The sequence below is a fragment of the Pseudomonas sp. E45-MNA-CIBAN-0222 genome (assembly GCF_040310405.1).
In the GTDB taxonomy this organism is placed as follows: domain Bacteria; phylum Pseudomonadota; class Gammaproteobacteria; order Pseudomonadales; family Pseudomonadaceae; genus Stutzerimonas; species Stutzerimonas stutzeri_AC.
This window is the reverse complement of the sequence record NZ_JBEOPU010000006.1, coordinates 233,442-247,552: the sequence shown is the minus strand read 5'-3', so window position 1 is coordinate 247,552 and position 14,111 is coordinate 233,442. Positions and strand designations below refer to the sequence as shown.

The 14,111-nt window shown below is 50.9% G+C and carries 12 protein-coding genes and 3 pseudogenes; 12 read left to right on the top strand and 3 right to left on the bottom strand.

The annotated features are described in order from the left end of the window. The first annotated feature begins 50 nt into the window (after positions 1-50). On the top strand, positions 51-1,766 hold the full coding sequence (locus AAEZ08_RS11550; RefSeq protein ID WP_436538531.1) for an AAA family ATPase: 1,716 nt from the start codon (positions 51-53) through the stop codon (positions 1,764-1,766). A 55-nt stretch (positions 1,767-1,821) separates the two neighbouring features. Further along, entirely contained in the window at positions 1,822-3,210 is a 1,389-nt protein-coding gene (locus tag AAEZ08_RS11545) for a hypothetical protein (RefSeq protein ID WP_374416414.1), read from the top strand. Position 3,211: 1 nt separating this feature from the next. Here AAEZ08_RS11545 and AAEZ08_RS11540 read toward each other — a convergent pair whose 3' ends face one another. Beyond that, positions 3,212-4,072: a DNA adenine methylase gene (locus AAEZ08_RS11540; protein WP_374416416.1), complete on the bottom strand. Its 861-nt coding sequence runs from the start codon at positions 4,070-4,072 to the stop codon at positions 3,212-3,214. A 508-nt stretch (positions 4,073-4,580) separates the two neighbouring features. Here AAEZ08_RS11540 and AAEZ08_RS11535 point away from each other — a divergent pair. The 10 genes and pseudogenes from AAEZ08_RS11535 to AAEZ08_RS11490 form a co-directional block, all read left to right on the top strand. Next, positions 4,581-4,658 (top strand): annotated as a pseudogene (locus tag AAEZ08_RS11535) (hypothetical protein); the annotation flags it as partial. A 52-nt stretch (positions 4,659-4,710) separates the two neighbouring features. Then, positions 4,711-5,045: pseudogene (locus AAEZ08_RS11530) on the top strand (hypothetical protein); the annotation flags it as partial. 368 nt (positions 5,046-5,413) lie between these two features. Beyond that, positions 5,414-5,695 (top strand): putative Ig domain-containing protein, encoded by a 282-nt coding sequence (locus AAEZ08_RS11525; RefSeq protein ID WP_419581677.1) that lies wholly within the window; start codon positions 5,414-5,416, stop codon positions 5,693-5,695. A 122-nt stretch (positions 5,696-5,817) separates the two neighbouring features. Next, the gene (locus tag AAEZ08_RS11520; protein ID WP_181066259.1) at positions 5,818-6,456 is read left to right on the top strand and encodes a PAAR domain-containing protein; all 639 of its coding nucleotides are present in this window, start codon (positions 5,818-5,820) and stop codon (positions 6,454-6,456) included. Between the two features lie 11 nt (positions 6,457-6,467). Then, positions 6,468-7,499 (top strand): hypothetical protein, encoded by a 1,032-nt coding sequence (locus tag AAEZ08_RS11515; protein WP_181066260.1) that lies wholly within the window; start codon positions 6,468-6,470, stop codon positions 7,497-7,499. Positions 7,500-7,585: 86 nt separating this feature from the next. Continuing rightward, a complete protein-coding gene (locus AAEZ08_RS11510; RefSeq protein WP_181066261.1) occupies positions 7,586-8,089 on the top strand; it encodes a hypothetical protein in 504 nt (167 codons plus the stop codon). Between the two features lie 42 nt (positions 8,090-8,131). After that, entirely contained in the window at positions 8,132-8,782 is a 651-nt protein-coding gene (locus tag AAEZ08_RS11505) for a CHAP domain-containing protein (RefSeq protein WP_219856828.1), read from the top strand. Positions 8,783-8,846: 64 nt separating this feature from the next. Next, complete coding sequence (locus AAEZ08_RS11500) at positions 8,847-8,969, top strand: hypothetical protein (protein ID WP_258189103.1); 123 nt, start codon at positions 8,847-8,849, stop codon at positions 8,967-8,969. Positions 8,970-9,036: 67 nt separating this feature from the next. Beyond that, positions 9,037-9,808: pseudogene (locus AAEZ08_RS11495) on the top strand (nuclease-related domain-containing protein). 177 nt (positions 9,809-9,985) lie between these two features. After that, positions 9,986-12,106 (top strand): AAA family ATPase, encoded by a 2,121-nt coding sequence (locus tag AAEZ08_RS11490; protein ID WP_181066262.1) that lies wholly within the window; start codon positions 9,986-9,988, stop codon positions 12,104-12,106. Positions 12,107-12,545: 439 nt separating this feature from the next. Here AAEZ08_RS11490 and AAEZ08_RS11485 read toward each other — a convergent pair whose 3' ends face one another. Together AAEZ08_RS11485 and AAEZ08_RS11480 are read right to left on the bottom strand one after the other, a co-directional pair. Beyond that, positions 12,546-13,742 carry a type II toxin-antitoxin system HipA family toxin gene (locus AAEZ08_RS11485; protein ID WP_181066263.1) on the bottom strand — a complete coding sequence of 399 codons (1,197 nt, stop codon included), beginning with the start codon at positions 13,740-13,742 and terminating at the stop codon, positions 12,546-12,548. Then, complete coding sequence (locus tag AAEZ08_RS11480) at positions 13,742-13,993, bottom strand: helix-turn-helix transcriptional regulator (RefSeq protein ID WP_102820714.1); 252 nt, start codon at positions 13,991-13,993, stop codon at positions 13,742-13,744. The genes AAEZ08_RS11485 and AAEZ08_RS11480 overlap by 1 nt, the downstream gene beginning before the upstream one ends. Positions 13,994-14,111 lie beyond the last annotated feature (118 nt).

Below are 14,111 nucleotides of genomic sequence, written 5' to 3'. Positions count from 1 at the left end.
TATTCCCCTAAAACAAAACTATACCCAGAGTCTTAAAGTAAGGTACAGAGATGGCAAAATTCACTCTTAAAAAGCTTTTAATTGATAAACCACAATTTAGAAAGCTAAAAGAGATAGAAATAACATTTTCTGATCGGCTCACACTAATCTGCGGCCACAACGGAATAGGAAAATCAACAATCCTCGCGCTAGTCGCGAATGGCTCCGGCCTCAGAAATCGTAAGCACAAAACATACTTGGGCCGACAATTTCTTGGACACCTAAATGACATTATCCACTTAGACTACAAGACTGAGTTCTCAGATAAAAACGATAGAGAAGAGGAGCTACCCAACCCTTTTCTTGAGTACGACATGAATGGAGCGAAACTAACAAAGCGATGCGCCCTAGCAAAGCGAACAGTTATATCTGCAGCAAAAGAGACAAGGCGTCTAGAAGTCCGCGTAGTACCCCGAAACCACCCAATAGATGACTTTCCAATCCCAGGAACAAATCAGGTAGTCGGAGAGGCTGCAAAAGTTCCTATCCCCACAATTTATCTAGGGATGGCACGAATGCTACCCATAGGTGAAAGTGACCCTGACTCCGTAGAGAACTCACTAGACATAAGCATTGACTGCACAGATGCAGATTTTATAGCCGACTTCGTTCAGAGTGTTATTGGATTTAAGAGCACAGCCGCTAAGAACACTATAACCACGCAAGCAGTTAAGGGCACCAAGAAACTAAACAAACACCCCGAATACTCTCATAGCCCTAGGAGCGTCTCCCTAGGGCAAGATAGCCTCAGCTCAATTGCGACAGCCTTCGCGTCATTTCGCAAGATCAAGCGAGAGCAAGGCACAGAGTATCCTGGTGGTTTGTTAGTAATAGATGAGCTTGATGCCGGCTTCCATCCTCACGCCCAAAAGAAGCTTCTTGAAAAAATTCGCTGGGCCGCAAAAACTCTTGAAGTACAAGTAGTGGCGACCACCCACTCACTTTCCCTTATAGAGGCCGTCCACCCAGACAATAACCCAATAGGTGGAAAAGGCAAATATACCGACAGTATCGTGTACATCATGGACACAGAGAAGCCATATGTTTCGGACGACATCTCTCTCCGTGAAATTCAGCAAGATATGGCACTCATTGCTCCGACGCCTCCTCCAAAACAAAAAAGCAAAGAACTAAAGATCTACCTAGAGGACGCAGAAGCCGACTTCTTTCTTAAGCACCTGCTTAATTTAGGACTAAAGAGAAGCATAAACTCAGAGTGCGGGGCAAAATTAAAGCCTATACCAATCAGCGTAGGGTGCGACAACCTACAGGGACTCCAAAAATTTGACAGCCACTTCAAAAAAGTTCTGATTGTTGTGGATGCCGACGCCACTGTAAAAAAAGGCAAAGGATCTCCAACCAACGTAGTGAAGCTGCCCGGAGGAAAGGTTCAAGGTGAAAAAGGAATGTCACCTGAACGGACAATATATGAATTTGCTAAAGTACTTTCTGAAAACAATGAAAACTATCCAACCTCACGCGCCGCTTTGAGAAAAATGCGAGTGACTACCGACCAGCTAAAAAACCATCTATTTGACACTGACACAAACATAAAAGAGCGTGAGTCAGCAAAGAAATGGATGCGAGCCAAGCTGGGCCATATCTCAAATTGGAAACTAATCCCCCTATGGCTCGAGGAGCACCCTGAGCAGGTTAAAGCTTTTGAAATTGAGCTACGAGCAGCTGCGATTAAAACAGCAAAGCTCCTACATGAGAGACATAGCTAGCCCACTTACCAGCCAACTTCTTACAACTGCTCAAAATCGGAAGTGAGACCATCGGATGACAACAAAAAAGAGCCTTTCAATTAATAGCACCTTACTCGACTCCGAAAATGCCAGGCATGGGGAAAGACATTCTCAAAGCGAAATATATGAATGGATGAGCACTGGCCTAATTGGCGATAAAGTATATAAGCTTGCCACTGAGATCGCTGCCAAAGGACTTAGCCCCTTTGACACTCTAGGCGTCATTCCCTCGAAAGATGGTGACAAAAAACCTTGGATAGTCGTCGAAGGCAATCGCCGTGTTGCGGCGCTAAAATTCCTCAACAACCCAAATCTTTGTCCAAACCCAAAACTGCGCAAACAGTATGAGCAAACAAGAAGCAAAGCGACGGCAAGAATACCGTTGAGAGTAGAATTTGCAATATTTAAGGATTTTCCAGACGCTGCATACTGGATCCAGTTACGACATGGCGGCGAAGCAGGAGGAGCCGGAGTTTCATCTTGGGGTGCAAAAGAATACGACAGTTTTCTAGCCCGCCTCGGTGAGCGAAGCACAAATAGACCTGCGGTAGAAATTCTATCGTATGCCCTTTCGAAAGGGCTTATAAACTCTGATCAGTATGAAAACATCCCCACGACGACTCTATACCGCTTACTAAGCACCCCAGCAGTGCGCGAGCAACTGGGATGCCACATTTCGAAGGGTAAAGTTTATAGAATTGCTGATGAAGATTACTTCAATCGAGCCATCACTGCTGTCTTGGAGCTTATGGCATCAGGAGAGGCATCAGTAACGAAACTTAAAAGCAAAGATCAGCGAAAAGATTTCGTAAAGGATATAAAACAGACTGGGGAGTGGGGCGATTATGAGGCACAGCCCCCTCAGCTTATCTCAGCGGCCTTAGGAGTCCAGTACCTTGACTCTGACAATGAGACTAAAGCCCCCTCCAGTAGCACTAACAGCAATGAAGGTAAGATTGCAAAGCCTCGCTCAGGCACAAGAGAAAGATTATTCACAACTAGAAACCATGAATTAAATATACCCAGCAACGAAATAAAAGTTCATGACATTGTGAGGGAGCTGGCAACCCTCAAGCATTCGGGAGACAAAGGCACTCCTATATCAGTTGCCTTCCTTCTTCGGGCGCTTTTAGAGCTAAGCTCTGACCACTATCTCACTGTTAATCCAGATGCGATTCGACGACTGGAGCCTAATACACCTTTAAGGGAAAAGGTTAAGTGCTCCGCAAAACACATGCATCTAAATGGAAAACTCTCCCAAGTCAGCCTAGACGTAGTCTTGAGACACTGCGCGGAGGATGGAGGAATGCTAACCATAAGTACCTTACAACGATATCTACACTCTACCGCTCATTTCCCTAATGGCGAAACCCTCAACTCCATGTGGAGCGAGTTGAAAGACTACATTATCGAATGTTGGTAGCTTATCGTCTTAGCGTAGGAGGAGCATGCAGCTCAAGGTTTCCATAGAACATCGCTTCCGTCGTCTTTGGCCTGAGCATGTGAGTGGAGTAATGAAGTGAAAATTTCACCCCGTTAGCTTGGGCGTATAGCTGATTAATTTCAACACAGTTGTCGTAAGTCACTAACCAAGGTGTATCTATACCCACCACCTGCTGGGCAATCTTTTGATGATCATCCGGCTGATAGTGATTTCGATAGAGTTGGCTGCCTTTCTCATAATAGGGCGGATCCAGATAAATTAATGAGGATTTATTCAGCTCTAGATCAGGATGAGTCAATAGCTCCATGGCATCCATATTGAAGAGTTGAATCCGTCCCCGAAGACTACCGATTCTGGCAACCCTTTCAGCTAGATTTTCTTTGTTGTAGCGTGCATCTATTAGGTACTTCCCGACTTGTTTCTGGCCGCCAATGACTCCGCCTTTGATAATTCCAGAACGGTTTGTTCGATTCAGGAAGAAGGTAGCGAAACCTAAAGTAGTTCGATCTGCAGTATCCGGCTTGGTAATGATTTCGCGCTGAGCGTGCCAAGTATCCATGTTGACCGGGGTTTCCAGAATCATCTCCTTGAGACGATCTGTATCGTTCAGCACCGCCCACCAGAAGGCATGAACCACTGGATCAAGATCATTGATAGCAATCCTGTCTATGTAATCGTTCACCAGTAGATAGACAGCCGCCCCGGCTCCACCCGCATACGGCTCAACATAGCAGCCCTCTTGCACTCCATTGTGCTTAATCAGGCCAGCCAGCCAAGCTCCTAGTCGACCTTTACCGCCGGGATAGCGTAGAGGGGTTACAAATGAGGGGGCAGAAGACATGAAAGCTCCATTCCATTGGTTTGGTGAGGAATGCTAGAGAAAAAGGCAGGAGATGGCCATCTCTATTCTCGCGGTCTATCCCCAGTAGCACCACCATATTTTTGCTGATCCGATGGCAAGTAGAACCTGACCACTCTAAGGCCAAAAAAGTACACTTGCAGTACAGTGCTCAGCTTCTGAGGTTTTCACAAAATTACGCTTAACCCGCTCTACAACGCTGCTTTCAGCTCACTGTACCTGCGCTAAGCTACGCCCGATTTCACTAGGCTTGCAGCGTTTCTAGGCAACTCATAATCCTTTGGTCCACGGTTCGAGTCCGTGTGGGCCCACCACCTTCAAAGCCGTGCACTGCGCGGCTTTTTTGTGCGCGATGGAAAAGCGGCCTGCCCTCCCCAGCTCAAGCCTGCAGTTAGACAGTGAGCCGAATAGCCGGCATATCGGCTCACCATATGGGCCGAATAACCTCGCTAATCGGCTCACAGACGAGCAGCCCCATGAATGACCCAGGCTGGATCTGGCAGCAGCCAATTGGCCGCACTTCAGTTGGCAGATCGATGCACTCGCCCCGCTGCTGCGCGCCTGCGCTCAGGCTCAGGGGCGCTTGCTCGGCATGCTCGGTGCCATTGGTGGTGATACCGAAGAGTCTGGAGCAAGCCCTTGCCCGTATCGACCGAGTGCTGGCCGAAGCTCGCTTCTGGCAGAAGCACCGCGGCCAGCCCCTCCCATCGAACAAATCAAAGTGCTCAACCGCCTGCTGGATGGCCGCGAACGAGGCTTTGAGGACGGTATCAGCGCCGCTCAATACCAAACCGTGACCAAGGTTTCCAAAGCAACTGCTACCCGTCATTTAAGCGACCTTCTGAAAAAGGGCTGCCTGGTGCGACTGCCTGGCGGTGGGCGCAGTACACGTTATCGCGCGAACACTGACGGAGGAGATACAGGAGTATCTGCTCACTCCTTAATCAACCCGTGAGCACAGCACAGCCAGGCTGGAGATGCACGGGACGACGAACTCAAGGTGCTCTTAAAGTTGAAAGCGCCTTTCGCTGGAAGAGATATTACCGCTCCAGTTTTTTTTCTCTTGGGGAATGGTTGGGCACCTGGTAACCCGTGGCTATCGGCTAGACCAGTTGCTCGAGAAGATCTTTGGTGGCCAGGTACTCACCCGAATCCCATAACGCAGAAGGAAATGCACATGAGATTTAGGTCATTCGCCATTGGCGGATTGGTGATGATGTTGTCCGGCTGTGAAGCTGTGAAGCTGTGAAGCTGTGAAGCTGTGAAGCTGTGATGCTTGGCAGTGTCCTTGCCGGCTGCGCTACCAGACCAGAGCCCCAATTAATGCCCACAGAACTTCCAATCGCCAAAGTAGGGACGCCATATAGCGTTCGGTTTGATGTGGTCGACGCAAGCACCTCTATTAGCAAACTGCTAGTGGCTTCAGCCCACCCCCTGCCTGAAGGCTTAGCGTTGAGCCATGAAACAAGGAAAAAGCATGGCCTCATCCAAGGAACACCGACTAAAACCGGCTCCTATGACGTGCTGGTATACGGGAACACCTTCGGCACCCAATGCGCGGGGCAAGATGTGGAACGGCTTTATAAACTCGAAGTGATGCAGTAGCGGAGGTCGCACAGTGAGGCCGCAGGTTGCGGCCTGATTAGACAGTGAGCCGAATAGGCTCGCTAACCGGCTCACGAATGAAAACGACCATGGATGACACGATATAGATCAATACCCTAGGCATGGTGCGGGGATGCCTGCCGGATACCAACGCTTCGAACAGTGACCTCGACCACATCGAGAGTCACCGATACCGCCCAGAATGCACACCCCATGCACAAGGACGTTCAACCATGGCCAAACCCGCCGCTCGACTTACCGATCTAAATGCCTGTCCAAAAACCGGGCACGGCACCAACGCCACCACCAGCGGCTCTCCTAACGTGTTGATCAATGGGTTGCCCACTCTGAGGGTCGGGGACAGTACGGCCTGTGGCGATGCGGTTGCCGAAGGCATCAGTAGCATCTTGATAAACGGCCAGCCCATCGCCTTTCTGGGCAGCGCTACGGCCCACGGCGGGATCATCATTACAGGCTCCGGCGACGTAGTGGTCGGAACTCAATCGGGCAGTGCACCGTTCACCGCCCCTGAGGTTTTACCAAGGCACAGCGAGCAGTATCAACTGATCGACAGCAATACTGGCCAGCCAGTTAAGGACGCGCTTTATTGCGTGGAGTGTGCCGATGGCCAGCGCTTCGTGGGCTACACCAATGCCTATGGCAATACCGAGCGAGTGTTCACCAAAGACCCCCAGGCCGTGATCGTCCGCTGGGGACGGGATGCAGCCAAACACCTCAGGCAACAGGGCATTAGCTTCTAAGGACAGATGCAATGACAACATTCCACACAGGGACGACGAGCGCGCAACACGCCATACGGCAAATCCCCATCGCCCTGCAAAGAGACTTCATCACCGTAGTCGGCGCATCGCATATGACGATGATGGAGAGGTTAAGGGGCCAAAAAGGCAACAAGATGCGCTTCATCAATCAAGGCATCCGGCAGATCCGACGTTATCCAGAGGCGAGTGCAGACGACACCACCCAGCGCATCTTCCTGATCTTCACCGAAGACTACGAACGCCCTCTACTCGATGCGGTGAAGGACGTGCTCGAGAGCCGCTACAAAGCCAAATATCAGGAGCTCGACTCAATTGCCCACCTCCTCGACTTCATCAACTCACGCATTGCTGAAAAACGAGAGATAAAGCAGCTCGACCTGTTCGCCCATGGCTTGGTAGGGGCCATTGAGTTTGGTTACGAGTTAGCCAAGGCCGACAGCTACCGCATGCGCGACGCCCAAGCCCGGATGCTCGAGCCCGAGGCGTTTGACCTGAGGGGGAAGATCTACTCCTATGCTTGCAGGACCGGCCTCGGCATTGATGCCGATGTGTACGTGAATGAAGGCGAAGACCCGCTCTACGAACAGAGTTTGGCGCAGCTTATAGCCAACGCCACTCAGACCCCGGTCTGGGCATTTCCGCGGCGCAGCAATTATGATCAGACTTATGGCAATACCGATGATCGCGCGAACCTGGAGAGTGCGAGTCGGAGGGTTCAAGCGGACAAACGTGCGATGGATCGCTATGAGCTGCAACTTAGCAGCTATCAAAAGCGCATAGCGGCTCACCGCCTTTCCAGTGAAGACACCAACAACCAGCTGCCCACCGAGACTCCGCCCAGAGAACCTGTGAAATTGGCCACCGCCCAGGATGAGTTACTCGCACGCCACGCAAAAAGCCGTGATGCATACGAGCGAACGATTGGTTACCCGCTCGACGCGGAAGGAGCTGTCCGCCCCGTTCGCGCCGGTGACTCGCCAACTGGTGTACCGGCCGCTTTGCGCGAATACACACCGCTATGAAACCTTTGAACAAGCGGCTGCTATGGAGTATCAGTTTGGCCGCTAGCCTATCGACCGGGCTCTATCTGAATGCCAAGGAGGGCGAAATGCCACGGACAATCAAGATGTATTACGGCGGATTTGAAAACGAAGAAATGTTCAACGCAGACCAATGGTTCGCGACCGGCATGTACAAGCCACGGAACATCGAAGCCGATGGTGGGGCTAGCAATGTCACCATGCTGCGTAGCAAACCGCTGCCTTTTAAAGCGCATCAACATGCGGAGCTGCCGCTAATCGCCAGTAGCGAGTTGCGGGATGAATTTCCTGAGCTGGACAGGTCGGTACTCCTCGACAACCCGCCAGATCTCAGCCATCGCATCCGCTACGCCTACAGCGCATTTGCCGAGCCGAACAAGCCTGAAGACTATTACTACCTCTACCTGGATCTAGCCGGTAGACGTTTTGCAGTCACCTTTTCTCGCGATGCTCAAAGTGGTGAGAACCTCACCGGGAAGGCCGTCAAGGAAATCATTGGCGATTACGCCTCGCAAGCCGAGCACCGTAAAGCCTTCGCCGAAATAGACGAGTTCGAGCGTAAAGCACGCTGATCTTCCAAGTGCCGCGTCAACCTGGCGGCAGCGAGTCTTGAGATGAGAAAACGCCTACGCACCTTGCTCGCTGCCGGTGCGCTACTGCCGCTGGCCGCGTTGGCGGTTTATGCCGCCGTTACCCGAGTAAACCCCAACCCCCAGCATGCCGTCGGCGAGCAGCTTGATGAGCTAAACGGCGTAGCCATTTACTACAACGGCGGGGTCAACACGGTGCAAGGCCGTAACCTGGCTCAGGATGGTTATAACCTAGGCCTTCGCTATCAATGCGTCGAGTTCGTCAAACGCTACTATTTCGAGCGTCACGGCCACCGCATGCCGGACACCTACGGGCATGCCAAAGACTTCTTCGATCCCCGTGTAAGTGATGGCGGCATGAATGCCAGGCGAGCCATGTTGCAGTTCACCAACGGCAGCGCCATGCCGCCGCAAGCGGACGATCTGTTGGTGTTCGCCCCATCACTACTCAACCGCTACGGGCACGTTGCGATCATCGCCAGCGTCGGCAGCGACACACTGGAGATAGCTCAACAAAACCCAGGCCCCTTTGGTAGCTCGAGAGAAAGCCTTGCCCTAGCCCACCGTGACGGCCGCTGGTATCTCGGAAATGACAAGGTGCAAGGCTGGCTCCGGCTGCCTATCGCAGATGGGCAATACCCGACCCTCGATCTAAGCGTCCGGTTTATTCACTAGTCACACTGCGCAGGGTCCGCAGGAGCGATGAAAGACGAACACATGCAAACGATCGACTGCATCCATGAAAACGCGAAGGCCCTCTTCATTCTGGCGCCTGGGTGACAGAGCCTTCATCGCCTATCTGCGCTATCGACTCAAGCCCGAATGGCAAAGCATTGCGCTGGCTCTGGATCAAGAGAAATAAACGTTCGTTCATTTACACTCGCTTTCGGTAAGCTCCGGAAAGTTGCGGAATCAATCGAGGCAGAGAAATGGACTTCACTCCCGTCATCACGCAAGTGTGGGGCACGCTGGGATGGTTTATCCCGCTGATGCTGCTGATCGGCCTGCTCAAGTCGCCTTGGGCCAAGGGTCATATTGGCGAACTCCTGGTGCGGCTGTTCGCCCATTGGCAGTTGGACAAGCAGACCTATCGCCGCCTGCACAATGTCACCCTAAACACGCCAGACGGCACCACGCAGATCGACCACGTATTCCTCTCGCCCTACGGCATCTTCGTGCTGGAAACGAAGAACATGAGCGGCTGGATTTTCGGCAGCGAGAAGCAGGCGCAGTGGACGCAGAAGCTCTACAACCGCACTTTCAAATTCCAGAACCCGCTGCGGCAGAACTACAAACACCTCAAAGCCCTGGAAACCACCCTTGGCGTTAACCCCGAGCACCTACACTCAGTCATCACCTTTGTAGGCGGCAGCATCTTCAAAACCGAGGTGCCGGCCAACGTCACTCAGGGCATCGGCTTTATCCGCTATATCAAGTCATTCCAGCAGCCGGTATTCAGCGCGGCTGAAGTCGACGCCATGCTGTACGCCCTGCAAACCGGCCGCCGCGCGCCAACCCTCGCCACCCACCGCGAGCACGTGCAAAACCTTAAACGCCGTAGCGATCCGACAGCCGAGCGGCAATGCCCGAAATGCGGCAGCGCGTTACTGATACGCACAGTGAAATCAGGCGCAAAAGCGGGGCAGCAGTTTTGGGGATGCTCTGGCTTTCCCCAAGTGTCGCACCATGCAGAGCATCTGAAATGCGGAAAGGTTGAAAATCGTAGCCTCTCTCCAATTTCTCTTATTGCGAAGATAAAACGAATACGAGCCAAATACGGCTCGAAACATGAAGCACTGCAAGACAAGCTAATTCCCACGCCAATGAACAGGCAAGTCACGATAAAGTAAAAAAGCCAACAGTAAAAGGATGGCAAAAATGGAAATTAAAATTAGACATTGTAATAACTTTACATCTGCAAAAATATCCATCGAAGCCGGCAAGCTAAATATAAAATTCGCCCCAAACGGCACGGGAAAAAGCACCATTTCAAAAGCCATTCAGTTCGCCTCGACTAAAAACGACAAGGCGCTAGCCGAGCTATTACCATTTAAATTCCGCAGTGCAAATCCAGACAACATCAAATCTGAAGTTACTGGCATTGAAAACTTCGACAGCATTATGTGCTTTAACGAAGAGTACGTAAGCAAATTCACCTTTCAACCCGACGAACTGGTAAGCAACAGCTTCGATATTTTTATACGCACAGAAGCTTACAAAGAAAAAGAAAGAGATATCCAAGTTCTTACAAGCGCAGTTCAGCAGCAATTTGCAAACAACCCTGATTTAGAAATGCTACTCGCCAACTTTAAAGAGCTAAGCGGCGCATTTAAAGTTACCGCTAACGGCGGCTTAGCCAAAACATCAACTGGGGCCAAAGCACTTTCCAGTGCAAATAAAATTGATCACATACCCCAGGGACTAGAACACTATAAGCCATTTATCCAAAGCCCCAAGAGTGTCACTTGGATTGATTGGCAAGCCAAAGGACACAAAGAGTTTTCTGAACTATCTGATTCATGCCCCTTTTGCACAAGTGACTCTGCAGACAAAAAAGAGCAGATTGCAAAGGTGAGTCAAGAGTACGACAAAAACCTTATAAAAAACCTAGTGAGCATTATCGAAGTAATCAATACGCTAGGGGAATTTTTCTCAGAACCTGCGCGAGAAAAACTTAACGTTATTAAATCCCTTAAAGATGGAATTGAAAAAGAGCACGAAACCTTTATCGTGACAATTAAATCACAGATTGATGATTTGGTGACAAAGCTTGAAAAGCTCAAAAGCCTAACCGGATTCGATTTTAAAGAAGGTGAAGTTGTTGGGCAAAAATTGTTGAGTTACAAAATCGACATTCAGTTTTTTGACACATTAAACTCTGCTAAAACCAACGAAACAATAGCTATAATCAACCATTCAATTGACAGCCTAATAGAGCAGGCCGGCCCACTACAGGGAAAAATAAATCAACAGCGAAAAGAAATGCAAAAACTGATTGAAAAACATCAGACTGACATTAATGAATTCCTTACTTTTGCCGGGTATCGCTATCAGGTAGCAATCATTGGTGAAGGCGTACAATCACAATTAAAATTACGACATATAGATCACTCAAGCAATCTGAGTGGCGGCAGTCAGCACTTGAGTTTTGGTGAGCGCAATGCCTTTTCAATTGTCCTATTTATGTATGAGTGCATTGCCAAAAATCCAAGCCTAATCATACTCGACGACCCTATATCATCATTCGATAAAAACAAAAAATATGCGATCTTAGAGATGCTTTTTAGCCGCAGTGCAAAAGACTGCTTAAATGGCAAGACAGTGCTAATGCTAACCCATGATGTCGAACCGATTATTGATACGCTAAAGTCTGTTCGGATGCGATTTAGCAATAAAGTTTGCGCAGCTTATTTACGACTAAAAAACGGGCAAATCACAGAACAACCAATCTCAGGAAGCGATATAAAAACCTTTATACAGATATGCGAAACCATATTGGGATCAGCGCACGACCCTGTAATTAAACTAATTTATTTGCGGCGCCGTTATGAGGTTTTGGGCTCACTTGAAACTGCATACCAAGTGTTGTCAAATTTATTTAAGAAGCGCGCAGCCCCCGAAGACCATCGAATTCCAAAAACTGATGATGGCTTGAGCGCACCTCTATCGCCCGATGACGTATCGGTAGGAATCGCGGAAATAAAGTCCTACATCCCAGAGCTTCCGGCAGACTATCTATCCTTGATTGCGTTATTCCGTGACGAGGAGCGAGTTAAGACAATGTATCGCCAAAGCACCAATGGTTATGAAAAACTACAACTAACTCGAATATTGTTAGATGTAGACACCATTGACAACTCCGTTATCAGGAAATTTATCAACGAAGCTTACCATATTGAAAATGAGTTCATATTTCAATTAGATCCAGCGCAGTTCGATTTAATTCCTGAATATGTAGTTAGGGAATGCAATAAAATCTTAGGGGAGGCCGCCGAATGAATTTTAGGGCCAGGCTGAAGGGTGAGACTCGATTGCCGCTGAAGACCTGCTATGCAGCCTATGAAAAAGAAAATGCAGACCGACTTTATCGAAAAGAGGACTGATTTATTTCCCCTAGGTGACAGCCGTGGATCGAGAGCGAACAACATGTGACAGCTAACCCTGACCGTTTCGCGGTACAAAAACAGTACGCTGACGGTACAGTGCCCAGCTTTTACAGATTTCGCCAAATTACGCTTAACCCGCTCTACAACGCTACTTTCAGCTCACTGCACCTGCGCTAGGCTACGCCCGACTTCACTGGGCTTGCAGCGTTTCTAGGCAACTCATAGTCCTTTGGTCCACGGTTCGAGTCCGTGTGGGCCCACCACCTTTTAAAGCCGCGCATTGCGCGGCTTTTTCGTATCAGTCGGCACTCTCTGGAGTCGCCCCAAGCGAGCTAGCCAAACGTCTGCATAAACGGTGCAGCACACTGCCTAATCGCCGCGACGACATGCGGCGCCTGCTCGGCCAGCTCAGTTGAGCGTGCAAGTACCCGCTCCAATGCTTGCAACTGCTCGCGGATCACTTCTTCTGGCCGCGCCACGTCACAGACTTGAGCAAACTCCAGCAGCCCTTGGCGCGACGCAAAGAGAGACTTGTTGCCCACAATATCCAGCGCCAGTACGTCCTCTGGAATATAGGCCGTGGTGTTGACGATATCGTAGGCCGGGGCGAGTCGCGCATCGCGCTGGGTCGGGTCGGAATACAGCAGCCCAAAGTTCTTCAAATGGGCGTCGCCGTTTCCGACAATGCAGCTCAGGGCCACGATGGCGAATAGCTGCGCCAGTGAGCCCTGTATCTGCTCGGGCGGGCAGAACAGGCGGATGGCCTTGGCGATGGCCGAATAGCTCTTGCTGTACTTTTGCTCCGCAGCCAGCCCCATCAATGCCGCCATATCCTCGAAACCGATGGGGTTGAGCTGCTTATCCCTGTCGAAGCGGCGCATAACGAACAACTTGGCATTGGCGGAGAGGTAGAACTCCGGCACTGCAATGCCCGCCTCCTTGGCCACGGACATGCAAAGGAACTCGTTGATCGCCAGCCCTGGGAACTCGTCCCGACCGCTCTTGATGATCAGGTCAGAGGTTTTCGAGGTGAAGCGCTGTGGCGCTGAATCCGGATGCTCTGGCACCAGTACCTTCGGCTGCACGCCCGATATGCCGGCACGCAGGATGTAGCGATCCACCAGGCCGGCGAAAATATCTTCTGTACCATCCCAGGCGAGGATTTCTTCGAGTTTTTCTCCGGGGAACTGCTGCCTGCGCAACAGCGCATCGACCTCCGGCGAGCTGACCGCCACCCGCCCGATAGGCGAACTGCTACCAGACAGCGCCAACAGCAACATCGGGTCAACGTTCGCCACCTTGGCCAGGCGGTTGCGCAGCTGCTCCAGGACGTACCCTTCCGGCAGGTTCATCTGGAAAATCGGGTGCAGCTCCCGATGGCGGTATTCGTCCAGGCGCACCGGCATTAGAAGACTGATCGCGGCCTGTGCCTTGGCGTCTTCGTGGTAGCGGAACAGATAGTCTCCGGCGCTGGTAAGAATCTTCCCGCTGTCACCCTCTGGCGTTGCAACCTGCAGCACGGCGGTCATCAATCGAATACTCCGTGGATTTCATCAAGCGTGGGCATGGCTGCAGGCACTACATTTAGCTCAGCGTCGAGGGCTGCCAGCACTCGCGCATAGGCAATCATCCCCACCGAGAGGTCGCCCTTCTCGATGGCGATCACCTTTTGCCGGGTGATGCCGGCCAGTGAAGCGAGCGCGGCCTGAGTCAGCCCGCGATTGAGACGGCGCTGCCGAAGCTGCTCGCCGAGGCGCAGTGTGATGAGGGAGTAGTCCATGTTGTGTATACGCGACAATTCACATGAAATGTAACGTATACCTGACCAGTTGAGAAATCAAAGGTATTTGGCTTGCTCGACTCCAAGAAGCGGCGCTACAACTGCGTTGGCGGTAGGT